Annotated in this window: 18 protein-coding genes; 12 read left to right on the top strand and 6 right to left on the bottom strand. The window is 68.4% G+C overall.

All coding sequences use genetic code 11. The annotated features are described in order from the left end of the window. The 8 genes from JHC57_RS12520 to phbB form a co-directional block, all read left to right on the top strand. Positions 1 to 370, top strand: a 370-nt coding sequence (locus tag JHC57_RS12520) for a P-loop NTPase (protein WP_294030373.1), incomplete at its 5' end; no start/stop codon positions are given. Beyond that, the gene (locus JHC57_RS12515; RefSeq protein WP_294030374.1) at positions 370 to 792 is read left to right on the top strand and encodes a CoA-binding protein; all 423 of its coding nucleotides are present in this window, start codon (positions 370 to 372) and stop codon (positions 790 to 792) included. The genes JHC57_RS12520 and JHC57_RS12515, both read left to right, overlap by 1 nt. Then, positions 789 to 1,385: a hypothetical protein gene (locus JHC57_RS12510; RefSeq protein WP_294030372.1), complete on the top strand. Its 597-nt coding sequence runs from the start codon at positions 789 to 791 to the stop codon at positions 1,383 to 1,385. Before JHC57_RS12515 ends, JHC57_RS12510 begins: the two co-directional genes overlap by 4 nt. 49 nt (positions 1,386 to 1,434) lie before the next feature. Next, complete coding sequence (locus tag JHC57_RS12505; RefSeq protein WP_294030371.1) at positions 1,435 to 2,151, top strand: SIMPL domain-containing protein; 717 nt, start codon at positions 1,435 to 1,437, stop codon at positions 2,149 to 2,151. A gap of 66 nt (positions 2,152 to 2,217) precedes the next feature. After that, positions 2,218 to 4,506 carry a molybdopterin cofactor-binding domain-containing protein gene (locus tag JHC57_RS12500; RefSeq protein WP_294030370.1) on the top strand — a complete coding sequence of 763 codons (2,289 nt, stop codon included), beginning with the start codon at positions 2,218 to 2,220 and terminating at the stop codon, positions 4,504 to 4,506. Then, a complete protein-coding gene (hemH, locus tag JHC57_RS12495; protein ID WP_294030369.1) occupies positions 4,503 to 5,474 on the top strand; it encodes a ferrochelatase in 972 nt (323 codons plus the stop codon). Before JHC57_RS12500 ends, hemH begins: the two co-directional genes overlap by 4 nt. Before the next feature lie 92 nt (positions 5,475 to 5,566). Continuing rightward, the gene (locus JHC57_RS12490) at positions 5,567 to 7,141 is read left to right on the top strand and encodes a DUF1963 domain-containing protein (RefSeq protein WP_294030368.1); all 1,575 of its coding nucleotides are present in this window, start codon (positions 5,567 to 5,569) and stop codon (positions 7,139 to 7,141) included. Positions 7,142 to 7,250: 109 nt separating this feature from the next. Further along, positions 7,251 to 7,973 (top strand): acetoacetyl-CoA reductase, encoded by a 723-nt coding sequence (gene phbB, locus JHC57_RS12485; RefSeq protein ID WP_294030367.1) that lies wholly within the window; start codon positions 7,251 to 7,253, stop codon positions 7,971 to 7,973. A 175-nt stretch (positions 7,974 to 8,148) separates the two neighbouring features. On the opposite strand, the gene JHC57_RS12480 is transcribed toward phbB, so the two are convergent. Beyond that, entirely contained in the window at positions 8,149 to 8,895 is a 747-nt protein-coding gene (locus tag JHC57_RS12480) for a DUF4019 domain-containing protein (protein ID WP_294030366.1), read from the bottom strand. A gap of 160 nt (positions 8,896 to 9,055) precedes the next feature. On the opposite strand from JHC57_RS12480, the gene JHC57_RS12475 reads away from it, so the two are divergent. Beyond that, the gene (locus tag JHC57_RS12475) at positions 9,056 to 9,598 is read left to right on the top strand and encodes a hypothetical protein (RefSeq protein ID WP_294030365.1); all 543 of its coding nucleotides are present in this window, start codon (positions 9,056 to 9,058) and stop codon (positions 9,596 to 9,598) included. Continuing rightward, positions 9,595 to 9,840 (top strand): ribbon-helix-helix domain-containing protein, encoded by a 246-nt coding sequence (locus JHC57_RS12470; protein WP_294030364.1) that lies wholly within the window; start codon positions 9,595 to 9,597, stop codon positions 9,838 to 9,840. The genes JHC57_RS12475 and JHC57_RS12470 overlap by 4 nt, the downstream gene beginning before the upstream one ends. Here JHC57_RS12470 and JHC57_RS12465 read toward each other — a convergent pair. The 3 genes from JHC57_RS12465 to JHC57_RS12455 form a co-directional block, all read right to left on the bottom strand. Continuing rightward, positions 9,825 to 10,682, bottom strand: coding sequence for a hypothetical protein (locus JHC57_RS12465; RefSeq protein ID WP_294030363.1), 858 nt, complete (start codon positions 10,680 to 10,682; stop codon positions 9,825 to 9,827). The genes JHC57_RS12470 and JHC57_RS12465 overlap by 16 nt on opposite strands. 101 nt (positions 10,683 to 10,783) lie before the next feature. Next, the gene (locus JHC57_RS12460; protein WP_294030362.1) at positions 10,784 to 15,502 is read right to left on the bottom strand and encodes an NAD-glutamate dehydrogenase domain-containing protein; all 4,719 of its coding nucleotides are present in this window, start codon (positions 15,500 to 15,502) and stop codon (positions 10,784 to 10,786) included. A gap of 175 nt (positions 15,503 to 15,677) precedes the next feature. Beyond that, positions 15,678 to 17,012, bottom strand: a complete 1,335-nt coding sequence (locus tag JHC57_RS12455) for a hypothetical protein (protein ID WP_294030361.1) — start codon at positions 17,010 to 17,012, stop codon at positions 15,678 to 15,680. 400 nt (positions 17,013 to 17,412) lie between these two features. Between JHC57_RS12455 and JHC57_RS12450 the strand changes: the two genes are divergently transcribed. After that, the gene (locus tag JHC57_RS12450; RefSeq protein WP_294030360.1) at positions 17,413 to 17,853 is read left to right on the top strand and encodes a DUF983 domain-containing protein; all 441 of its coding nucleotides are present in this window, start codon (positions 17,413 to 17,415) and stop codon (positions 17,851 to 17,853) included. Further along, positions 17,843 to 19,213, top strand: coding sequence for a PLP-dependent aminotransferase family protein (locus tag JHC57_RS12445; RefSeq protein WP_294030359.1), 1,371 nt, complete (start codon positions 17,843 to 17,845; stop codon positions 19,211 to 19,213). The genes JHC57_RS12450 and JHC57_RS12445 overlap by 11 nt, the downstream gene beginning before the upstream one ends. Here the strand turns inward: JHC57_RS12445 and JHC57_RS12440 are convergent. Next, the gene (locus JHC57_RS12440; protein WP_294030358.1) at positions 19,210 to 20,619 is read right to left on the bottom strand and encodes an efflux transporter outer membrane subunit; all 1,410 of its coding nucleotides are present in this window, start codon (positions 20,617 to 20,619) and stop codon (positions 19,210 to 19,212) included. The two genes, JHC57_RS12445 and JHC57_RS12440, sit on opposite strands and share 4 nt — an antisense overlap. Before the next feature lie 11 nt (positions 20,620 to 20,630). Next, positions 20,631 to 23,822, bottom strand: coding sequence for an efflux RND transporter permease subunit (locus JHC57_RS12435; protein WP_294030356.1), 3,192 nt, complete (start codon positions 23,820 to 23,822; stop codon positions 20,631 to 20,633). Positions 23,823 to 23,881: the final 59 nt, after the last annotated feature.

The raw sequence follows: 23,881 nt of genomic DNA, 5'->3' as shown, positions 1-23,881 counted from the left end.
CCAGAAACACAAACCCGCGGGCGCCGTGATCGTGTCGACCCCACAGGATCTCGCGCTGATGGACGCGACGCGCGCGGTCAGCCTGTTCGAACAGGCCGATGTGCCGATCATCGGGCTGGTCGAGAATATGGCGGGTTATGCCTGCCCGCATTGCGGCGAGGTCAGCGATCCGTTCGGCAGCGGCGGCGCCGAAGCGGCGGCGAAGACGATGAACCTCGACTTCCTCGGCCGCGTGCCGCTGTCGATGGGCATCCGGCTTGCGAGCGACGGCGGGGTTCCGCCCGCCGCCGGAACCGATCCGGCCGGCGAACCATTCCACGCGATAGCGGCGAAGGTCGCCGACTGGCTGCAGGCACGAAAGGGCAAATGATGGCGATCAACGACGAGGCCGGGATTCGCGAACTGCTCGGGCAAAAACGCCGCATCGCGGTGGTCGGCGCGTCGCCCAACCCCGCGCGGCCGTCGAACGGCGTCCTCGCCTTCCTCGTCGCGCAGGGCCACGACGTGATCGCGGTCAACCCCGGCCATGCCGGCAAGACGATCCACGGCGCCCCCGTTGTCGCGACGCTCGCCGATGTCGAGCCGCCCGCCGAACTCGTCGACATCTTTCGCAACAGCGCCGACGCCGGCGCCGCGGTCGACGAAGCGATCGTTCACGGCGCGAAGGCGGTGTGGATGCAGATCGGCGTGATCGACGAAGCCGCGGCGAAACGCGCCGTCGATGCCGGATTGACGGTGGTGATGGATCGTTGCCCCAAGATCGAGGTCCCGCGCCTCGGCCTGCTCAAGTGAGGCGCGCGCTCCCGCTGCTCGCCGCGACGATGTTCGCCGGCTGTGCGACCACACCCGTCACGGCGAACCCGCAAGACGCCTTTTTCGACGCGCTCGCCGCGCGCTGCGGCAAGGCCTATGCGGGCCGCCTCGCGAGCGATCAGGAGGCCGACGCGGCGATGCGCGGCAAGGCGATGGTGATGCATATCCGCCATTGCACCGCCGACCGCATCGAAATCCCCTTTCACATCGAAGGCCTCGCCGAAGACGGCGGCTGGGACCGTTCGCGGACCTGGATCGTCAGCCGGACGCCGACGGGCCTCCGCCTCAAACACGACCACCGCCACGCCGACGGCAAGCCCGACGATGTCACGCTTTACGGCGGCGATACGGCGGACGTCGGCAGCGGAACCCGCCAGACCTTCCCCGTCGATGCCGAATCGATCGCGATGTTCACCGCGACCGGCCGGAGCGTTTCGAACACCAATATCTGGTCGGTCGAAACGACCGATGCGGGTTTCACCTATGGGCTCGACCGGCAGGGCCGCCGGTTCCGCGTCGCGTTCGATTATGCAAGGCCAGTGACTCCGCCGCCCGCGCCGTGGGGCTGGTAGGGAACCGCTTCGCCCCTATACGCTGGACAGCGATGACGGGAGAAAGTTCATGCGTACCCAGACCCTTATCCTGATCCCTTTGCTCGCGCTCGGCGCGTGCAGCGAAAAGGCGCCCGACCCGCGCGGCGTCGGGCACGACGAAACCCTGCTCTCGGTATCGGCGACCGGCCACTCGGAAACGCGCCCCGACGAGGCGCGCTTCACCGCAGGGGTCAGCACGATTGCCGCATCTGCCGAAGAGGCGACGCGACGCAACAATGAAACGATGACCAAAGTGACCGAGGCACTCAGGGCCTTCGGCGTCGCGGGCAAGGATCTCCAGACCCGCCAGCTGACGGTGAACCGCATCGACTGGGGCACGAACAAGGGCAGGTTCGAAGCCGTCAACCAGGTCGAGGTGCGGATGCGCGCGGTCGACAAGGCGGGCGAGGCCGTCGCCGCGACGACGCAGGCGGGGGCGAACGTCCTGTCGGGCCCGACGCTGCGCGTGTCGGATCAGGAAGCCGCGACCAAATCCGCCTACGCCGCCGCCTATCGCGCCGCACGGGCGCGTGCCGACGCCTATGCCGGAGCGGCGGGGCTCAGGATCGACCGCGTGCTGACGATCCGCGACGGCGGCGACGGTGCGCCGCCGATGCCCTATTATGAAATGGACGCCGCGAACCGGGTTGCGCCGCAAGCGGTCGCAGCCCCGCCGCCCTTCAATCCCGGCGTCAGCGAATCGCAGGTGTCGGTACGCGTCGACTTCGCCCTGTCGGAGAAATAGCGGCGCCGATTCCCGCGCATCGAAAGCCTTTGCCTCGCCGACTCGCGCCGACTATCAGCAACGGGCATGGCGGGCATTCGCGACACAGTTGGGAAAAACAGATCGCGCCTGCCGCACGTCAGCCGCCGGTCGCTGCTGGTCGGTGCGACCGCGGCGGGCGGGCTGGCCCTCGCGTGGAGCCTGTGGCCGCGCGACTATCGCCCCAACCTCACCGCCGCGCCCGACGAGCATGTCTTCAACGCCTTTCTGAAGATCGGCGACGACGGGCATATCGGCGCGATCGTCCCGCAATGCGAGATGGGTCAGGGCGTCACGACGCTGCTGCCGCAGATCATGGCCGACGAGCTGGGCGCCGACTGGCGGACGATCGCGGTCGAAACCGCACCGATCAATCCGCTCTATACCAACACGTTGCTCGTCGACGAGGATAGCGCGGTCTTCACACCGCGTGCGGGCGTTCCCGATTTCGTATCCGACGTGCGCAGCTGGGCCCGCCGCGAATGGGCGGTGCGCCATGCCGTGATGCTGACCGCGAACAGCTCGTCGGTGCGCATGTTCGAGGCGCCGTGCCGTGCCGCGGCGGCGCAGGCGCGCGCGCTGCTGATGATGGCCGCGGCACGGCGGTGGGACGCCGACTGGGAAGAATGCGATACGCAGGACGGCTTCGTCGTCCATGGCAAGAAAAGGTTGCGCTTCGGCGACGTCGCGGCGGCGGCGGCGCTGCTCGAACCGCCCGCCGAGCCCGTCTATCGCGCGAGCAGCCCCGACCCGCTCTACGGCAAGGAGCTGACAAGGCTCGACCTGCCGGCGAAGATCGACGGGTCGGCCAATTATGCCGGCGACATCCGCCTGCCCGACATGGTGTTCGCGGCGATCCGGCAAGGGCCGCTCGGCGCGACGCGGCTCAAGAGCATCGATCGCAAGACGGGACTTGCCTCGCCCGGCCTGCTGCACGTCGTCACGCATGAACGCTGGGTCGCGGCCGTGGCGCGCAACTGGTGGGCGGCGAACCGCGCGCTCGACCGCTTCGCGCCCGTTTTCGAGACCGACGGCACGCCGATCTCGACACGCCGCATCGACACCGCGCTGAAGGCGGCGCTGAAGGGTGACGGCTATCGCATCACAAGCGAAGGCGACGTCGCGGAGGCGATGGAGGGGCGGAAGAAGCTCACGGCCGAATATGCCGTCGCGCCCGCACTCCATGCCCCCATCGAAACGCGCACCGCGACCGCCGCTCCCGACGGCAGCGGGCTGCGTGTCTGGGTCGCGACGCAGGCGCCCGCGCAATGCCGCGATGCGATCGCCCACGCGACGGGCTTGATTCCGGCGAGCGTCACGCTGTTCCCGATGATGGCGGGCGGATCGTTCGACGCCTGCCTCGATCACAGCGTCGCGGTGCAGGCCGCGATCATCGCGCTTCAGGTCAGGCGCCCGGTCCAGCTCGCCTGGTCGCGCGCCGAGGAGATCATGCGCCTGCCGCCCCGCGCGCCCGCGCGCGCCAGACTGACGGCAACGCTCGACGCCGCCGGCGGAATCGATGCGCTGGTGACGCGCATCGCGGTTCCCCCGACCAACCACGAAGTACGCGCGCGCCTGTTCGACAATGCGCCCGCCGATGTGGCGCAGCGCGCCGCGGCGGGCAGCGCCGATGCCGCCGCGGTCGAAGGCGCGGCGAACGGCTATGCCATCCCGCACACCGCGGTCGACCATTGCCCCGCCGATATCGGCCTCCCGACCGGCCGCTGGCGCGGCAATGCCGACAGCTACACCGCCTTCTTTACCGAATGTTTCGTCGACGAGATGGCGACGCGCGCGGGAACCGATGCGCTGTCCTATCGCATGGCGATGCTGGGCGACGCGCCGCTGCTCGCCCGCTGCCTCCTCACCGCTACGAGCCTTGGCGGCTGGGAAGGCGGACTGCCCGGCACCGCGCAGGGACTCGCCTGCCACTCGATGCGCGGCAGCCATATCGCGCTGATGGCGACCGCGCGGCCGAGCGAGCGCGGGTTGCAGGTCGAACAGCTCGTCGCGGTCGTCGATGCCGGGCGCCTCGTCAATCCGGCGATCGCGCGGCAGCAGATCGAGGGCGGGCTGATCTTCGGCCTCGCCGCCGCGGTCGGCGCGACGACCGATTATGAAGGCGGTGTCGCGACCGCGCGCAAGCTTGGCCAGCTCGGCCTGCCCCGCCTCTCGCAGACGCCGCAGATTCTGGTCGAATTCATCGACAGCGACCGCGAGCCCGGCGGGCTTGGCGAGATCGGCGTGCCCGTCGTGGCGCCCGCGATCGCGAACGCGATGTTCGCGGCGACCGGCCGCCGCATCCGCCGCATCCCGCTCTCGGCGCACCCGCTGTGAGCCCGCCGGCGAAAATCGGCGTGCTGCTGGTCAACCTCGGCACCCCCGACGCCGCGGACGCGCGTTCGGTGCGGCGTTATCTGGCCGAGTTCCTGTCCGATCGCCGCGTCGTCGAAATCCCGCAGATCCTGTGGCAGCCGATTCTGCGCGGAATCATCCTGCCGCTGCGGCCGCGAAGGTCGGCGCGGGCCTATGCCCAGATATGGACCGACGCGGGGTCGCCGCTCGCCGCGATCACGCGCGCGCAGGCCGATGGTCTGCGGACGGCCTTCGGCGAAACGGTGCAGGTCGCGTGGGCGATGCGGTACGGCCGGCCCGCCATCGGCCCCGCGATCGATGCGCTGAAGGCGGCGGGATGCGAGCGCATTCTCGTCGCGCCGCTCTATCCCCAATATTGCGCCGCGACGACGGCGACCGTGGTCGATGCGGTGAGCGCGCACCTGAAAACGCTGCGCTGGCAGCCGACGCTGCGCTTCGTGCCGCCCTATCACGACGACCCCGCCTATCTGGACGCGCTCAAGACGTCGGTCGAAGCCGGATTGGCAGCGCTCGACTTCGCCCCCGACATTCTCCTCGCCAGCTTTCACGGCATGCCCGAACGGACGCGCATGCTGGGCGACCCCTATCACGACCAGTGCCAGGCGACCGCACGCGCGCTCTCGGCGACGCTGGGCCGGCCGGTCGAGGTCGCGTTCCAGTCGCGCTTCGGGCGCGCGAAATGGCTCGAGCCCGCGACCGACGTGCGCCTCGAACAGCTTGGCCGCGAAGGCCGCAACGTCGCCGTCTTCGCCCCCGGCTTTTCGGCCGACTGCCTCGAAACGCTGGAGGAGCTGGCCATCCGCGGCAGCGAGCAGTTCGGGCGCGCGGGCGGAGGGCGGTTCGCCTATCTCCCCTGCCTCAACGCCGAAGCGCCCGGCATGGCGATGCTGGAGGCGCTGGTGCGCCGCGAACTCGCGGGCTGGCTCTGATCCCGTCCGCTTACCAACTGTTTAGGTCCATGCACTAGATTGATCCGATACGGCGCGGAAAGCCACGAACCGCGCCATTTTGGAGATTCGCTATGAATGTCGAGTCGGCGGGGCTGATACTCGCCGGAGCCACATTGGCCTTCCTCGCGATCGTCATTATCGTCTTTGCCATCTGGCGGTTGCGGCGGCAGCGTGCGGCTCCCGCGACACCGCGAATTCCCGACACTCCGCGGGCACCGCGTCAAATCGGCCTGCCGAAGCGCGCGCGCAGGGACAGACCCGAATTCGCGGACGCCGAAATTTCCCCGGCGCGGCTCGCGCGGATCAGCCGCAAGACGCCGCTCGAGATACCGCCGATCGGGATGCCGGACGAGACCGGACGGGAGGCCGCGCCCGCGCCGGTCGCCGACGTCGCACCCGTCGGCGAACCCCCGTTCGAACCGGGGATACCCGACGCCGGGGAAGACGGGCCGCGGGTCGACGCCGAAGAGGTGACGCTTCGCCTTCTTCCCCAGATCCCGCCGCGCGATGCGATTTCGACCAACAGCTGGCTCGGCGGCCGACCGCGCCTCACCGCCGGCATCGAATGGCCAAGGATCGACGGCCAGCCCGCCGATTTCCTCGCCCAGATCGGCTGCGCCGACCTGCCGCCCGACCTGTGGGGCGGGCTGGGCCCGCGCAGCGGCGCGCTCGCCTTCTTCATCCACCGCCATCGGTACGAGATGCGGGTCGTGCATCTCGGCGACGGCGGTGCACCCGTCGCACCGCAATTCGCGCTCAACGATGCCGAGGGCTGGTTCGGCCCGCAGGGCGCCCTCGCTTCCGGCGACCTCGCATCCTTCGCGGTGCGTGCCTTTCCCGAATGGCCGGTCGACCTGGTCGCGGTCCGCCCGGGCGATGCCGATCCGCGTAGCGAGGCCGACCCGGACGAACCCGGCACCACGCTCTACGACCGCGGGTACGACATCGCCGATCCCGCCTTTCACCCCTTCGACTGGGGCAGCATGATGGCGATGGTCGCGCTGCTCGAAATGCGTCTCGACCGGCTGACGGCCGGGGAGGCGCTGCCACCCGATGCCGACGCCGAAGCGATGGCCGAAATCAAGCAGCGCGCCGCCATCAATCGCGAGGCACGCACGCGCGCCGAGGAGATCATCGCGATCGTCCGCGACAGCACGACCCTCGACGGCTTTTCGGCTGGCGATGCGACCGCGGTGATGGCGGGGCTGCACGCGATCCATTGGGCCCGGGCGATCCCCGCCGTCGACCCCGAAACGGGCACCGGGCAGGCGGCGACGATCACCCTGCCGCTCACCACGCACCGCGCCGATGCGGACCTGTGGGTTCACGACTATCAGACGATCCTGTTCGATCGCGCGAAGCACGCCTGGTGTGCCAATCCCGACAATCTGTCGGCGCCTGCCCGCGCCCTTTACGAGCCCTGGTGGCGCGCCCTCGCCGATCGCGAGATGGCGGCGATGGGGCATGCGCCCTTCCGCCACGTCGCCGATTATGACGACGAGCGCGACATCGTACTGATCGAACTGCCGACGAGCGGGTTGATGAGCCGGAAGTTCGGCAACGGCGACAATCTGGTCGTGACGATCGACAGGGCCGACCTCGCGATCGGCGACTTCTCGAGGGTGCGCGCACACGTGAGCAGCTAGGGTCGGGCGCCACGCGCGAATAGCTTTGCGATTGACGTTCCGGTCAACTTGCGGCGCCCCGCGGTGCGGCCTAGTCATGATGCCATAACTCTGTGGGAGAGCTTGATTTATGGCACGCATCGCAATCGTCACCGGCGGCAGCCGCGGCATCGGGGAAGCGATTTCGCTGAAACTGAAGGAACAGGGCGTCACGGTCGTCGCCAACTATGCCGGCAATGACGAAAAGGCGCGCGAGTTCACCGAGCGCACCGGCATCGCCGCGGTGAAATGGGACGTCGGCGACCATCAGGCCTGCCTCGACAATTGCGCGCGCATCGCCGAGGAATTCGGGCCCATCGACATCGTCGTCAACAACGCCGGCATCACGCGCGACGGCACCCTCGCCCGTATGAGCTATGACGACTGGGACGATGTCATGCGCGTCAACCTCGGCGGCTGCTTCAACATGGCGAAGGCGACCTTCGGCGGCATGGTCGAGCGCGGCTGGGGCCGCATCGTCAACATCGGGTCGATCAACGGACAGGCGGGCCAATATGGCCAGGTCAACTATGCCGCCGCCAAATCGGGCATCCACGGCTTCACCAAGGCGCTGGCGCAGGAAGGCGCGAAGAAGGGCGTCACGGTGAACGCCATCGCGCCGGGCTATATCGATACCGACATGGTCGCCGCCGTGCCCGCCCCGGTGCTCGAGAAGATCGTCGCGAAGATTCCGGTCGGCCGGCTCGGCCAGGCCGACGAGATCGCGCGCGGCGTTGCCTTCCTGTGCAGCGAGGATGCCGGATTCGTCACCGGATCGACGATGAGCATCAACGGCGGGCAGCATATGTACTGACGATGTCAGGTGGCGGTGCCGCGAAGCGGCAGCCACCGGCTCGGCCAGCGGGGCGGACGGCCCCGCAAAGGCCGGCCGAACCCGTCTGACGTCATGGCGGCGGCTTTGCCGCCGCCCCGCCTGCACTCCATCCGGACGGGAAGAGGGGGCGGTTCCGAACCCGGACCCGCCCCTCTTACTCCACGGTCACCCCGACAACGCGCCATGCGCCGCCCTCGCGCACCAACGACAGCGTTTCGATCGCCCCCGCCCTGTTCGCATAGTCGGTACGGAACTTGACCATCTGATAGCCATAGGGCGGCGCGGGCACATATTCCTCGCTGACCAGAACGCGCGACTTCACCGCCCCCAGCGGTCCCTGCACCTGGCTCGCCACCCGGCTCCAGGTCTCGACCGTGTTGAGCGCCTTGAACGACTGCCCCGTCGCCTCCCAGCTGGCATTCCAGTCACCCTTCTCGACCAGCGCGAGCCATGCGCGCGCGGCCGCGGCCGCAGCGCTTTCTGCGGGAACAGTGGAAGGGGTCGCGGCGGGCGTATCGGCGCTCCCCGACATCGAAGCGAAAGCAAGCAGGGCAAGACTGAATGACATGAACAAACCTCCGGCAATCCAGCCGGACGGCCGCCCCATGCGGCGCGTCCCGGCGGGTGCCGTCATCTCTTCCATACCGGCGGCGGCTGCGGCTTCCCCCAAAGCCTTGTCCCTCAATATTTCGGGGTGCCGGCCCTCGATCTCGCGGAGTTGCCGCGCCGCCTCGCGGCTGCTCGACGCCGACATCTTGCGCCGGGCATCGCGCAGCCGTTCGTTGATCGTATGGACCGACAATCCCAGATGCCGCGCCATCGATTTCGCGTCGTGCCCGTCGACCAGCAGGCGCAGGCTTTCCTTCTCCTTTTCGGTAAGTGCCTGAAATCCCGATAACATGGCCTGCCTGCATTCGCGCCGGAACGATCCGCCATATTTACGAAGCGACCCGCGATCGATCCACCCCAAATAAATCGTACCCCCGCGCGCGGCGGCGGCGCCACACGGACCGGCACAGCGGCGGCCTTGCCGTCGCGACTCAAGCCGCTACACAAATCGCATGACCGACGCCGCTCTCGCCGCCGCCCGACGCGACCTGTCCCGCGCCTACGCCGGTGGCGCCCCCGGCGTCTTTGTCTCGGGACTCGTCTGGCTGGTCGCCGGGTCGGTGTGGCAGCTTCACGGCACGATGGCCGCTTTCGCGGCGCTGTTCGTCGGCGGCATGGCGATCCACCCGCTCGGGCTGCTGATCGGGCGCCTCTTCTTCCCCGCGCCCAAGGCAACCGTCGGCAAGCCACTCGAGACGCTGGCCGTCGAGGCGACGATCCCGCTGTTCGTGGGCGTGCTGATCGCATGGGTGCTGCTCGTGCGTGCGCCCGATCTCGCCATTCCCGTCTTCGCGGCGATCGTCGGCGCGCGCTATTTCCTGTTCCGCACCATGTATGGCGACATCGCCTATTGGGCGCTCGGCGGCGCCTTTCTGCTGATCGCCGCACCGACGCTGTTCGGCTTCGCCTGGCCGGTCAATATCGCTTTCCTCATCGGCGGCGTCGAACTGATTTTCGCCGCGTCGATCCTGCGACGCTGGCGCCGCCGGACGTGAGCGCGCCGCTTCATCCCCCGGTCAAGCGCTCGGTGACGATCGCGGGACACCCGACCTCGATCAGCCTCGAACCGATGTTCTGGGATGCGCTCGAAGCCGAAGCCATCCGTCGGAACCTGCCGGTCAACGCGCTCGTCGCGCGGATCGACGTCGAACGGATGGAAGCCGATGATCCGCCGAACCTGACCTCGGCGATCCGGCAGTGGCTGTGGCGGAGCCGGTCGGGTCAGATGGCGCCGTAAACCGCCGATCCGAACGCGGCCCCCCTGTCGGGCGCATGATGCAGGAACAGCGACGGCTCGATCAGTTCGAGTTCCATGATGTGGAGCCTGCCCGCCGCATCGCCGACCATGTCGACGCGCGCATAGACCGGCGGCGCGGGCGCCGCGGCCAGTGCCGCGGCGGCGAGGGATTGCGCCGCATCGCTCGCATCCCAGACCGCCTCGCGCCCGCCGAACTGCTCCTGCACGCGAAAATCGCCCGAGGCGGGGCGCTTGACGATCGCGTGGCTGAACTTGCCGGCAAAGAAGAACAGCGAATATTCGCCGTCGGTCAGGATGCCGGGCATCAGCGGCTGGACCAGCCGGCGCTGGCCCAGGGCATCGCCGGGGATCGGCGCACCGGGGGCGATGCGGTGCGTTCCGTCGGCGCCGCCCGAGATCGCGGGCTTGATCACGATCTCGTCGGTCGCGAGTTCGGCCATCGCTTCGGCAAGGGCCGCGTCGTCGAGCGCGCCAACCTCGACCGTCGGGACGACCGCGACGCCCTTTGAGCCGAGTTCGGCGAGATAGGCCTTGTCGCTGTTCCAGCGCAGCACCGGCACCGGGTTGACCACCGGCAGCGCCTCGGTCTCGAGCCGGTCGAGCAGCGCATACCACGCCGCGACGGCGCGCTGATAGCCCCAGGCGAAAAGCGGCAGCACCAGATCATGGCCCGACAGATCGCCGGGATCGGTCCACACCCGCTGCTCGACGATCAATCCGGCCGCGGTCAGCGCCGCCGCCTTGCGGGCAAAGGCGGGCTGCCACCTTTCATGATAACCGGGCGTCGGGACAAGGATCGCGACGCGGGGCTGGAACGGCATGTTCGTCTCCAATGCCGCGCCGGCCCGCTCCCCCGCCCAGCCTTCCACAGATATCTTGGGTCGGGAGGCCGGGCGGGGGAACGGGCCGGTGCAGCTTTAAATCAGCGGCCCAGGAGCCCGCGCGCCTGCCCGGCGATGTGCGAGAGCATCGCGCCGTTCGGGTTCGGGATCATCCGCGCGCGGTCGACGGTCGCGCGGAACTGTTCGATCCGCGGCGCATGATCGGCGAGCCATTTGGTCACCGCCGCGTCGAGATCGCCCTTCGGCAGGCCGGCGAGGAAGGTCAGGCGCATCTGCTGGAAATCGCGCGCGAGGCTGTTGACGAGCAGGCGCTCCCACGGATCGGCGGGGCTCATATGCGCCGCCAGCGTCTGCGCCCAGTCGAGCCCGAGCGCCTCGCCGAGATGTGTGAAGGCGCTGGTCACCGCGACCTCGTCGTCGCCGCGCCGCTCGGCGAGATCGACGATCCCGATCGCGCCGTCGGTCTTGAACAGCTGCACCACCGACGAGGTCAGCGCCTCGGGCGCTCCCGCATCGAGAAGCTGCTGCGTCAGCATGTCCCACTGGCGCTTGACCGAGGGGCTGAGCAGGCCATCGACGCTCGCGTTGAGGCGATCGACGCCGGGTTCGAGCCGCGCGACGATCGGCCCCGGCTGCGACAGCTTTTGCGTCACGCGGAGCAGGTCGGCCATTTGCGAGGTCATCGCCGACGCGGCCTGGCTGAACAGCGACAGGCGGATGCTCTCGTCGATCTTCGCCTCGTCGAGCGCATCCCAGATCGCCGGCATGTCGAGCAGCCGCTCGACCGCGACGAACGCGGCGGCGATGTCGCCGAGCGCGCAGCCTTCCTCTTCGACCAGCTCGAACGGATGGACGATGCCCATGCGGTTGATGATGCGGTTCGCGATCTTCGTCGCGATGATTTCGCGGCGCAGCTGGTGGTCGGCGATCGCCGACGCGAAATCGCGCTGCATCTCGTCGGGGAAGGCCGCGGCGAGATCGCTCGCCAGCGCCGGATCGTTCGGCAGGTCGCTATTCTCGATCGCATCCTGCAACGCGAGCTTCGCGGTCGAGAGCAGCACCGCCAGTTCGGGACGCGTCAGCCCGCGCCCTTCGGCGGCGCGGCGGAGGAGTTCGTCGTTCGCGGCGAGCCCCTCGACCTTGCGGTCGAGCCGGCCCGACGCCTCGAACGTCTCCATGATCCGCACCAGCGACGGCACCGCCGCCGCTCCGCCCTTTTCGGCGATCGACAGCGCGAGCGCCTGCAGGCGGTTATCCTCGAGCACCAGCCCGGCGACATTGTCGGTCATGCGCACGAGCAGCGCGTCGCGGTCCTCCTGCGACAGGCGGCCTTCGGCCATCTCGCGATTGAGCGCGATCTTGATATTGACCTCGTTATCCGAGCAGTCGACGCCCGCGCTGTTATCGATGAAGTCGGTGTTGATGCGCCCGCCCTTCGCCGCGAAGGCGATGCGCGCGGCCTGCGTCGTGCCGAGGTTCGCGCCCTCGCCGACCGCCCTGACACGCAGATCCTCGGCGTCGACGCGGAGCGCATCGTTCGCCGGATCGCCGACCTCGGCATTGTTCTGGCTCGCCGCCTTCACATAGGTGCCGATGCCGCCGAACCAGAGGAGGTCGACCGGCGCCTTCAGGATCGCCGAGATCAGCGAGCTCGGGTCGATTTCGCTGACCGACAGGCCCAGCAGCGCCTGCACTTCGGGGGAGAGGGGAATGCTCTTCTGGCTGCGCGGGAAGACGCCGCCGCCCTTCGAGATCAGCTTGGCGTCATAGTCGGCCCAGCTCGACCGCGGCAGATTGAACATCCGTTCGCGTTCCTTCCAGCTCTTCGCCGGATCGGGATTCGGGTCGAGGAAGATATGGCGATGGTCGAATGCCGCGGTGAGCCGGATCGCCTTCGACAGCAGCATGCCGTTGCCGAACACGTCGCCCGACATGTCGCCGCAGCCGACGACACGGATCGTGTCGGTCTGCACATCGACGCCCATTTCGGCGAAGTGGCGCTGGACCGAAAGCCACGCACCCCTGGCGGTGATGCCCATCGCCTTGTGGTCATAGCCCTTCGACCCGCCGCTCGCGAACGCATCGCCGAGCCAGAAGTCGCGCTCCATCGCAAGCGCGTTGGCGACGTCGGAGAAGGTCGCGGTGCCCTTGTCGGCGGCGACGACAAAGTACGGATCGTCGCCGTCGTGGATCACGACGCCCTTCGGATGCACGACCTTGCCGCCCACGAGATTGTCGGTGATCGACAGCAGCGAGCGGATGAAGATGCGATAGCATTCGGTGCCCTCGGCGAACCAGGCATCGCGGTCGAGCGCCGCGTCGGGCAGCGCCTTCGGATAGAAGCCGCCCTTCGCGCCGGTCGGCACGATGACGGCGTTCTTGACGCGCTGCGCCTTCATCAGCCCGAGGATTTCGGTGCGGAAGTCGTCGCGGCGGTCGGACCAGCGGAGTCCCCCGCGCGCGACCGGGCCGGCGCGGAGGTGAATGCCCTCGACGCGCGGCGAATAGACCCAGACCTCGCGCCACGGCAGCGGCTTCGGCAGGCCGGGGACCTGCGCGCTGTCGATCTTGAACGCGAGCGCCTCTTCGGCCGCCGGCGCGAAGGCGTTGGTGCGCAGCGTCGCGCCGATCACCGCGTGGAAAAGGCGGAGGATGCGATCTTCGTCGATCGACTTGATGTCGGCGAAATCGGCGAGGATTTCGGCGGCGAGTTCTTCGGCGCGCTTCGCGTCGCGCGCCTTCGGATCGTGAAGCGCGCGGAAACGCTCGATCAGCGCCGCGGTGAGCTTCGGCGCGTGGCGCAGCGCGCTGACGACCGTGTCCATGCCATAGGCTGATCCGCCCTGACGCAGGTAGCGGAACCACGCGCGCAGCCAGACGATCGCATGCGGGTCGGTCTGGTTGGTGAGGACGAGTTCGTTGAACGCGTCGTTTTCGGCGCGGCCGTCCAGCACTGCGGCGATCGCGCCTTCGAGCGTCCCGGCATAGGGAAGCAGCGCCAGCTCATCGACATTGGCGGGCAGCCGCAACGTGAAATCGTGGATCACGATCGGGGGCTCCTCGTCGCCCTCGACGCCCGGTGCGCGGCTCTGCAGCGCGGTCGGGATTTCCTCAAGCACCTCGAAACCGAAATGCTCGAGCGCGGGGACGACGTCGGAGAGCGCGAGCGGGCCGACCGCGCTATAGACCTTGAGCCGCAGCCGGTCGTCGCCGTCGAGGCTCTTGCGCGCGAGGCGCACGCTGCGCGGATTCGCCGCGTCGAGGTCGCGGAGACGCAGGATGTCGCGCGCCGCTTCCTCGGGATTGTAGAGATTGCGGTAGTTGGGCGGGAAGGTCGGCGCGAAACGCGCCGCGAGCGCCGCCGCGCGGCCGGGGTCGCCGCGTTTCGCCAGCGCCGCCTCGACCTCGGGCTGCCAGCCGCGCACCATCTGTTCGAGCTGGGCATTGAGCGCCTCGGGATCGGGGACGACCCCGCCGCTGCGCAGGTCGAGCGTATAGCGGAGCAGCGCCGCGCCACCGTCTTCGAGCACCATCGTCCAGCCGATCACCCCGGCTTTCGCCTCGCGCACCAGCAGCGACTCGACCGCAAGACGGCGGCCGGTCGAGACTTCGTCGCGCGGCAACCAGACGAAAGCGAACAGATGACGGCCGAGCGCGCTCTGCACCATCACCACCTTCGGCCGCGGCCGGTCGGTGATCGACATCGAGGTCAGCACCAGCTCTTCGAGCGAGGCGGCGTCGAAGGCGATCAGCAGGTCGTGCGGCAGCGCGGTGAGCGCATGCGCGAGCGCCTTGCCCGCGTGACCCGTCGGATCGAAACCGAATTTCGCCATCAGGGCTTCGAGCTGCGCACGCAGCACCGGCACCTTGTCCGGCCGCGCCGACAGCGCGGCGCTGGTCCAGAGGCCGGCGTGGATCGACAGGCGCTCGACCTTCCTGCCCTTCACTTCGGGCACGATCACGAGGTCGAGCAGCACGCGGCGGTGCACCGCCGACAGCCGGTTCGACTTGATCAGCAGCGGCGCATGGCCTCCCCCCGTTTTTTCCTGGGCGTCGAACCAGGCGAAGGCCGCTTCGAGCGCGGCGGGCGACAGGAGCTGGCTTTCGCTGCTTTCGCTGATGCCGAGCGAATCCTGCACCTTGCCGTCGCGCGTGCGCCATTCGTGGCCGAGCTGGGTCATCGCCCCGCCCTCGAACCAGCGCAGCAGTTCGGCGGCTTCGCCCTCGACGCGCATCGCGGCGTCGGCGAGCATCGCGGCGCGCATCGCGCGCCAGTCGCGCACCGCGGCGCGCACGTCGCGCAGCGCGGCTTCGAGCGCGTCGAGCAGGCGGCGGCGCGCCCGCGCGTCGCCGCGTTCGAGTTCCATATAGATGACCGACTCGCGTGCCGATCCCTCGCCGGCTTCCTGCAGATGCCCCTTGGCATCGCGCTTCACCGTGACGACGGGGTGCAGGATACGGTGGACCGCGAGGCCCTGCGCGGCAACGATCTGCGAGGTCGAATCGACGAGGAAGGGCATGTCGTCGTTGATGATGACGAGCCGCATGCGGCGGTCGGTGCCGTCGGCGGCGATCGGTTCGAGCAGCAGCGACGGCGTTTCGGCGATGCGGTCGAGCGCGGCGCGCGCGGCGAACTGGCTCGCGTCGGTCAGCGCCGCCTTGTCCAGATCGTCGCCCTCGCCGGGCAGCGCGCTGCCGCGCAGCGCGGCAAGATAGGCGGCGGCGACTTTCGGAGGAATTTTGACGGAGGAGGAGGTCGGCGTGTCCGTTTCCGGCGTGTCGGACTTAGTCTGAGGCATAAAGTGCAGCATCCCGAACCAAAGAGGGGGATCCCAGCCGACGATCGGCGGGGGTCCGTTCGCTGCCGCCTCCTATGCGCCTCCGGCGCGCGCGGCTCAAGGCCTCGTTCGTGACCGCGCGTAAAAATATTTCAATTTTGGGGTCGTCTGTTACGTGAACGCTCTCAGGCGCCGCTCAGCCGCCGGGCGCGATCGCAATCGCCTTCTTCGCGAGTTTCGCGACCAGCGCCGGATCGTCGGCGGCCTTGGCGACGATCCCGATATGACCGCCCGGCATCGCGCGCGCGATCAGCACGACGAATTCGGCATCGCCGGCATCATGCTCGAGGATCAGCGCGGGGTGCGCCCGGCGCAGCGCTTCGAGTTTCTCGTCGGGCCGTTCGCCGCCGCTCCCGGGCTTGCGGCGCGCACGCGCGTCCCTGACCAGGCCCTTGAGCCCGCCCGGATAGCGATCGAGATAGGAAGCGAGTTCGCCGCGGCCGACGCCTTCCTCCTTCGCGTGGCCGAGCACGCAGGCATATTCGGCGAGACGCGTCTTGTCATAGGCGGTGCCGAAAACCAGCTTCACGATCGGCGTCATCGGCGCGCGGTCCTGCGCCGCGAGCCCGGCATCGTCGAGCATTTCGGCAAAGGCTTCGGGCTGTTCACCGGCCGCCAGCGCGAAATCCCACGCCTTGCCGACCGCCTGATACAGCGCACCGCGACTCCGGCTGTCGGCGGCGATCGCGCGCTCGGCGGTCTCGCGTGCGAGCGCCAGCCAGTCGGCGAGTTCGGCATCCTGACCCGGGTCGGCGGACAGTTCGTCATCGTTCGCCGGATCGCTCGCGTCGGCGAAGAGGTCGGTGCCGTTGCCGAGCGTGGAGAAGCCAGGGACGATATCGGCAGCGCCCTCGTCGTCGATATGCTCCGAATCGGGGCCGTCCGCCCATACCGGCACCGGCGCGGTCAGCGGCGGTGCGCTGCGCAGCGCCTGTTCGACCGACAGCTGCAGTTCCTCGGCCTGATCGGCGGGAACGGCTTCCTTCCAGTTGATCACACCCATGATGAAATCGATCGTATCGTCGTCGGACGAGAAGGGCAGCAATATGCCGCGATACATGATCGTCGTACCGCGATCGTTGACGAACTCGGCCTCGAATCCGATCGGCGCGCGGTTGGCGATGATCTGCAGATAATGGTCGGTCAACCGCGACAGCAGCGAGCGACCGGGAATCTGGCTGATATAATGGACACTCTCGTCGATCTGCGACTCTTCGCGCAGCCGGTCGCCGAGGAAGGCGATGCCGGGGTTCTCGATGCCCTGGGTGAAATCGAGGAGCACCGAATAGCCCCCGAAATCGGCGCTTTCGAGGTCGAGATCCTCGACCGAGGGATAGGCGCGATCGGCGAGCAGCGAAGCCCAGTAATTATAGGCCCGCACCTGCATCCGCCGTTCGTCGACGCCGACGGACGGGGGCGCGTCGATCGCGCCGTCATCCTGGTCATGGCTGCCCGAAAGCAGGCCGCGCATGCTGTCCATCATTTGTCCCCAGTCGCAAACATCGGCGAATGTCATGCACCGGAACTGGTAAAAGCGGCGTAAACGATGAGAAGGACCGCCCCGCGGCGTCGCGGGCTGCCGCTCTACGCTCTGTCCGAATGAAACGATAGCGTTCGCGGTCGGCCGCCTTGCGACGCCCGGCGGCGGAGCGCCGGCACGATTGTCCGGCAAAAAAGCGTCTGCGCGCACCAATTCAGATCGAAATTTCATCAAAATGCATGGTATTTCTTATAAATTACACCATGCATTATCTGGCGTTTTTCATATTAATAGATATTTTCCAGCATATTAAGTCACATATTCATTTTTACTCTCGCCGCGACGATATGCACTTTGCATGGTATCGGGCATGCGCCTGTTGGAGTCGAACATGACAAGCGGTGACGTCGGCAATGAAAAACTGCGCTGGATCCTGTGGTCCGGCTGGCACGGCAAATGTCCCGAATGCGGCAAGGGGCATATGTTCCGGTCGTGGCTGAAGCTCGCCGATCGCTGCGAGAATTGCGGACTCGATTTCAGCTTCGCCGCCCCCGACGACGGCCCCGCCTTCTTCTCGCAATGCATCGTCGCCTTCCCGCTGACCTTCGTCATCGTGTGGCTGCAGATCGCCTACAGCCCGCCGCTGTGGATCCACCTCGTCTTTTCGATCCCGGTGATGGTGATCGGCTGCGTGCTCCCGCTCCGCCCGATCAAGGGCTGGCTGGTCGCCTCGCAATATGTGAACAAGGCGCAGGAATCGGGCACCGAGCATCTGTGGGCAAAACTGAATGCGCGCGAAAGGGGCGAAACGGACGAGCGGCGTGGCGGCTGACGCGTGGACGCCCGATATCGCGGGCACCGCGGGCCCCAAATACAAGGCGGTGACGACCGCGATCGCCGCCGCCGTCGCGCGCGGAGAGCTTCGCCCCGGCGACCGGCTGCCGCCGCAGCGCGATCTCGCGGCACGGCTCGGAATCGACCTCACCACCGTCACCAAGGCCTATGATCTTGCCCGCCAGCGTGGCCTGATCGTCGCGCGCGGACGCGCGGGCAGCTTCATCGGCGATGCGGTGCGAACCGGCGAGGTCGCGACGACCGCGCAAAATGATATAGCGATGAACAGCCCGCCAGTCGCGGCCGAAGCGCGCCTCGCCGAAGCGATGGCCTCGGCGCTCGGCACGCTGGCGCGAGACGGCGGCACCGCCCGCCTCCACTATCAGCGCCCCGGCGGCGCGGCGGCGGACCGCGAGAGCGGCGCCGACCTGCTGCGGCGCGTCGGCCTGTTTTCGGACCCCGAGCAGATCGTCGTCACCGCGGGCGCGCAAAACGGGCTCCATGCGATCGCCTCGGCGATGCTGAAGCCCGACGACCACGTCGCGTGCGGACTCCATGCCTATCCGGGCTTCCGCGCCGTCGCGCACCGGATCGGCGCAACGCTCGTTCCGCTCACCGAAATCACTGCCGCCGCGCTCGAAACCGCGCATGCCGATGCTCCGCTCCGCGCGCTCTATGTGGTTCCGACAAACGACAATCCCACCGCGGCGACGATCGCCCTCGATGACCGCAAGGCCATCGCCGCATGGGCGGAGAGTGCGGGCGTGCAGATCATCGAGGACGATGCCTACGGCCTGCTCCCCGACGCGCCGCTGCCCGCGATCACCAGCTTCGCGCCCGGCATCGGCTGGTATATCGCGAGCATGGCGAAGATCGTCTCGCCCGCGCTCCGCGTCGGGTTCGTCCGCACACCGGGGACAGCCGAAGCGATGCGGCTTGCGTCGGTGCAGCACGAAAGCGCGGTGATGGCGCCGCCGCTCAACGCCGCGATGGTGTCGTTATGGCTCGCCGACGGAACCTTCGACGCGCTCGTCGAGGGCGTGCGCAGGGAAGCGGCGTGGCGACAGAAGCTCGCGCGCACGATCCTCGGCGACGGCCGCCATACCGCGCATCCGCAGGGCTATCACCTGTGGTTGCCGCTCGCGGACGATATGGGCGCCGACACGCTCGCCGCCGCGCTCGCGCTCGACGGGCTGTCGGCGGTGCCATCGGACCGGTTCGCGGTAGCGCCCGATGCGCCGAAGGCGATGCGTATCTCGCTCGGCGGCACGATCGACCGCCGTGCGCTGTCGCGCGCACTCCACCGGCTCGCCGCGCAGCTTTGGTCGCCCGGCGCCGCCACGAGCAATATCGTCTAGCTCGACCAGCCGCCCGCGAGCGCCCGGAACAGCGCGATCTGGCGGCGCGAGATCTGCCCGTCCTGTTCGGCAAGCGTCGCCTCGGCCTCGGCGAAGGTGCGTTCGGCGTCGAGCCATTCGAATGAATCGGACGCGCCTTCCTCGCGCTTGGCGCGGACGATCCGCGCGGCGCGTTCGGACTCGTCGCGCGCGGCGCGCAGCGCCTGACGCTGTTCGAGCGAACGCGCGTAGGACGAGAGCGCGGTCTCGGTTTCCTCGAGCGCGCGCAGCACCGTGCCGTCGAATTCGGCGAGCGACGCCTGCGTGTCGGCCTCGGCCGCGGCGATGCGTGCCCGCGCGGGTTCCTGGTTCGGGAAGGCCCAGTTCAGCAAAGGCCCGAGCAGCCAGCGCAATGGCCCGCCACCGAACACGTCGCCGAACCCCGAACCGGTCGATCCCGCCGAGCCGCCGAGCGTGATGCGCGGATAAAGGTCCGCCGTCGCGACGCCGATGCGCGCGGTGTCGGCGGCGAGGCGGCGCTCGGCGGCGCGAATGTCGGGACGGCGCTTCAATAGCGCCGCCCCATCACCGACCGGGATGGGATCGGTGATTTCGAGGCTGATGTTGCGGTCGCCCGCGATGGCGGGGAGCGCAGCGGGCGCGCGACCGGTCAGAGTCGCGAGGCGGAACAAGGCCGCCTGCCGCTCGGCCTCGATAGCCGGAATTTCCGCGGAACGCTGGTCGCGGAGCGTCGTGATGCGCGCGAGGTCGAGCCCCGTCGCCATTCCGACATCCTTGCGCCGCTGCGTCACCTTCACCTGCTGGTCGAGCAGGCCGACGATGCGCCGCGCGACGTCGAGCCGCGCCGCGCCCGAAGCGGCATCCGCGTACGCCTGCGTCGTGTCGGCGGCGACGATCACGCGCACCGCGTCGGCATTCGCCTCGGCCGCAGCGGCATCGCCGCGCGCGGCCTCGATCGAACGGCTGACGCGGCCGAACAGGTCGACCTCGTACGAGACGTTGACCCCGACATCCACCGCCCAATCCTCGCGGTCGGCACCCGGCAGGCGCTGCCCCTCGGGGCTGCGGCCGTAATTGGCCCCGGCGCCGATCTGCGCTTGCGGCAAGCGGTCGGCGCGCGCGCCGCGCAGCGACGCGCGGGCGCGGGCGATATTGGCGACCGCCACGCGCACGTCGGTATTGTTCGCGAGCGCATCGCCGACGAGCCCGTCGAGCACGGGATCGTCATAGAGGCGCCACCAGTCGGCCGCGACCGGATCGAGCGACACGGCGGGGCTGTTCGCCGAAACGAACGGGCCGGTCGCGGCGGGCGCCGACGCCGATTGCGGCGCCTTGTAATCGGGGCCCACCGCGCAGGCGGCGAGCGCCAGCGCCGAGACGGCGGTCAGGATATTACGGAGGATCATGATCTTGCTCCTTATTCCGCCGGAACCGGCAGGGCCGTCCCGTGGTCGTCCGACCCGTCACGCGCGCGCCGCGCAGCCGACCATTGGCTGAGCGCGCGGGCGACGACGTAGAAGGTCGGGGTGAAGATGAGGCCGAACGCCGTCACGCCGAGCATGCCGAAGAAGACCGCGGTGCCGAGCGCCTGGCGCAGTTCCGCCCCCGCCCCGCTCGCGATCAGCAGCGGCACCGCGCCGAGGATGAAGGCGAAGCTGGTCATCAGGATCGGACGCAGACGGTCGCGCGCGGCACGCACCGCCGCCTCGATCGGCGACAGCCCGTCCTCTTCCTCGGCCTGCTTGGCGAATTCGACGATCAGGATCGCATTCTTCGCCGCAAGCGCGATGAGCACGACGAGCCCGATCTGCGTCAGCACATTGTTGTCCATGCCGCGCAGGTTCACGCCGATCATCGCCGCGAGCAGACACATCGGCACGATGAAGATGATCGCCAGCGGCAGCATCAGGCTTTCATATTGGGCGGCGAGCACGAGGAAGACGAAGACCACCGCGAGCGCGAAGACGATGCCTGCGGTGTTCGCCGCCGCCTTCTGCTGGAAGGCGATGCCGGTCCATTCGGTGCCGTAACCCGCGGGCAGATTGTCGGCCGCGAGCTTTTCCATCGTCGTCAGCGAGGCGCCCGACGACGAACCCGGCGCGGTATCGCCGTCGATCTCGACCGCGGGGAAGAGATTGTAGCGCGTGACGCGGTACGGCCCGGTGCGGTCCTCGAAATTGGCGACCGACCCGATCGGCACCATCGCGCCCGAATCCGACCGCGTGCGAAGGTTCGCGATATCGGCGACAGTCTGGCGATAGGGCGCGTCGGCCTGTGCGGTGACGCGATAGGTGCGGCCGAGCAGGTTGAAGTCGTTGACGAACGCCGAGCCGAGATAGACCTGCAGCGCCTCGAACACCCGTTCGGGCGGCACGCCGAGCGCATTCGCCTTGGCGCGGTCGATATCGGCAAAGATGCGCGGGTTCGACGGATCGAAGAAGGTGAAGACGTTGGCGAGACCCGGGGTCTGGTTCGCCTTGCCGATCAGGTTCGTCGACTCGTTCGCGAGCGCGGCATAGCCGTTCCCGCCGCGATCCTGCACGATCATCCGGTACCCGCCCGCCGAGCCGATACCCTGGATCAGCGGCGGCGGGATGACGACGATCTGCGCATCGGTGATGTCGGCGGTGTTCGCGCGCGCCTGATTCATGATGTCCTCGAAATTGACGCCCAGCTTCCCGCGCTCCTCGAACGATTTGAGCGGGAAATAGGCGGCGGCCGAATTCGGCGCGAGCGTCTGCGACGGGCCGTCGAAGCCCGCGAGCATCACCGAGCCGAGGACGCCCTCGATCGGCAGCACGCGCGCCGCGACCTTTTTCAGCACCGCGTCGGTACGCTCGACCGAAGCACCCGCGGGCAGCTTGGCGACGACGAGGAAATAGCCCTGATCCTGCGCGGGGATGAAGCCGGTCGGCGTCGCCCAGAACAGGCCCGCGGTCGCGGCGATGAGGCCCGCATAGGTGACCATCATCTTCTTCGGCGCGCGCACCAGCCGGTCGGTGAGCGACGCATAGCCGTTGCTGAGCCGCTCGAACGCCTCGTTGAAGCGTTCGCCGGCACGGTGAATCCGCGCCATCAGCCAGCCATCGGCCTGCGCGGGCGCGTGCGGCCTCAGCAGGATCGCGGCGAGCGCGGGCGACAGCGTCAGCGACAGGACGAGCGAAATGATCGTCGCGGTCGAGATCGTCACCGCGAACTGCTGGTAGAAGGCGCCCGACAGGCCGGTGAGGAACAGGGTGGGCACGAACACCGCGCAGAGCACGAGCACGATCGCCACCAGTGCGCCCGACACCTCGTCCATCGACGTGCGCGCGGCTTCGAGCGCCGACATGCCCCTCTCGAGGTTGCGCTCGACATTCTCGACGACGACGATCGCGTCGTCGACGACGATACCGATCGCGAGCACCAGCCCGAACAGCGAAAGGTTGTTGAGGCTGTATCCGAACGCCGCGAGCACCACGAAGGTCCCGATCAGCGATACCGGGATCGCGAGCACCGGGATGATCGCCGCGCGCCATTTCTGGAGGAACACCAGGATCACGATGACGACGAGGAACACCGCCTCGATCAGCGTTTCCATCACCGCGTCGATCGACTGGGCGATGAATTCGGTCGGGTTGTAGATCACCCGATATTCGAGCCCCTTGGGAAAATTCTTCGACGAGGACGCCATTTCGGCCTCGACCGCTTCGGCGGCGGCGAGCGCGTTCGAACCGGGGCGCTGGAACACCGCCATGATGACGGTCGGATCGCCCGAAAGATAGGTGTTGCTGTTATAGTCCGACGCGCCGAGCTCGACGCGCGCGACGTCCGAGACGCGGACCTGCCGCCCGTCGGCGTCGCTGCGGATAACGATATTCGCGAAATCCTTGGGGTCGGTCAGCCGGCCCTGCGTTTCGACGTTGAGCTGGAAGTCGCTGCCGTTGGCATAGGGCGGCTGGCCGAGCGTGCCCGCGGCGACCTGCACATTCTCGCGGCGGAGCGCGGCGACGATCTCGCCCGCGGTCAGGTCGAGCGCGGCGGCGCGGCCGGGGTCGATCCACACGCGCATCGCATAGTCGCGCGCACCGAACAGCCGCACGTCGCCGACGCCGTCGATACGGCTCAGACGATCGCGGAGCTGGGTCAGCGCATAGTTGGAGATATAGGCGCGATCGAGCGACTTGTCGGGCGACACGAGGTTCACGACCATCAGGAAGTCGGGCGAGGTCTTGCGCGTCACGACGCCGAGGCGCTGCACCGTTTCGGGCAGGCGCGGGGTCGCGATCGCGACGCGGTTCTGCACCAGCACCTGCGCGGCATCGAGGTCGGTCCCGATCTTGAAGGTCACCGTAATGGTAACGACGCCGTCGCCGGTCGACTGGCTGCTCATATAGAGCATGTTGTCGACGCCGTTGATTTCCTGCTCGATCGGCGCCGCGACCGTGTCGGCGACGGTTTCGGCCGACGCGCCCGGATAGGTTGCGGTGACGGTCACCGTCGGCGGGACGATGTCGGGATATTGCGAGACGGGCAGGCCGATATAGGCGACCGCACCGACGATGGTGATGATGACGGCGAGCACGGCGGCAAAGATCGGCCGGTCGATGAAGAAGCGGGATAGGCGCATGGGAGAGCCCCTGTCTGAAAAGCCATTCGGTTCCGCTCCTCCCGCTTGAAGGGAGGGGC

This window comes from Sphingopyxis sp., from assembly GCF_016463645.1.
Taxonomy (GTDB): domain Bacteria; phylum Pseudomonadota; class Alphaproteobacteria; order Sphingomonadales; family Sphingomonadaceae; genus Sphingopyxis.
The sequence above is the reverse complement of the archived record's forward strand: the minus strand, read 5'-3'. Positions and strand labels throughout refer to the sequence as shown.

Coding starts and splice junctions, on each gene's coding strand:
- JHC57_RS12465 (WP_294030363.1), bottom strand. CDS start 10,682: ATGCCGTTCCAGCCCCGCGTCGCGATCCTTGTCCCGACGCCCGGTTAT.
- JHC57_RS12505 (WP_294030371.1), top strand. CDS start 1,435: ATGCGTACCCAGACCCTTATCCTGATCCCTTTGCTCGCGCTCGGCGCG.
- phbB (WP_294030367.1), top strand. CDS start 7,251: ATGGCACGCATCGCAATCGTCACCGGCGGCAGCCGCGGCATCGGGGAA.
- JHC57_RS12500 (WP_294030370.1), top strand. CDS start 2,218: ATGGCGGGCATTCGCGACACAGTTGGGAAAAACAGATCGCGCCTGCCG.
- JHC57_RS12460 (WP_294030362.1), bottom strand. CDS start 15,502: ATGCCTCAGACTAAGTCCGACACGCCGGAAACGGACACGCCGACCTCC.
- JHC57_RS12455 (WP_294030361.1), bottom strand. CDS start 17,012: ATGCGCGGCCTGCTTTCGGGCAGCCATGACCAGGATGACGGCGCGATC.
- JHC57_RS12450 (WP_294030360.1), top strand. CDS start 17,413: ATGACAAGCGGTGACGTCGGCAATGAAAAACTGCGCTGGATCCTGTGG.
- JHC57_RS12440 (WP_294030358.1), bottom strand. CDS start 20,619: ATGATCCTCCGTAATATCCTGACCGCCGTCTCGGCGCTGGCGCTCGCC.
- JHC57_RS12475 (WP_294030365.1), top strand. CDS start 9,056: ATGACCGACGCCGCTCTCGCCGCCGCCCGACGCGACCTGTCCCGCGCC.
- JHC57_RS12515 (WP_294030374.1), top strand. CDS start 370: ATGGCGATCAACGACGAGGCCGGGATTCGCGAACTGCTCGGGCAAAAA.
- JHC57_RS12490 (WP_294030368.1), top strand. CDS start 5,567: ATGAATGTCGAGTCGGCGGGGCTGATACTCGCCGGAGCCACATTGGCC.
- JHC57_RS12480 (WP_294030366.1), bottom strand. CDS start 8,895: ATGTTATCGGGATTTCAGGCACTTACCGAAAAGGAGAAGGAAAGCCTG.
- JHC57_RS12435 (WP_294030356.1), bottom strand. CDS start 23,822: ATGCGCCTATCCCGCTTCTTCATCGACCGGCCGATCTTTGCCGCCGTG.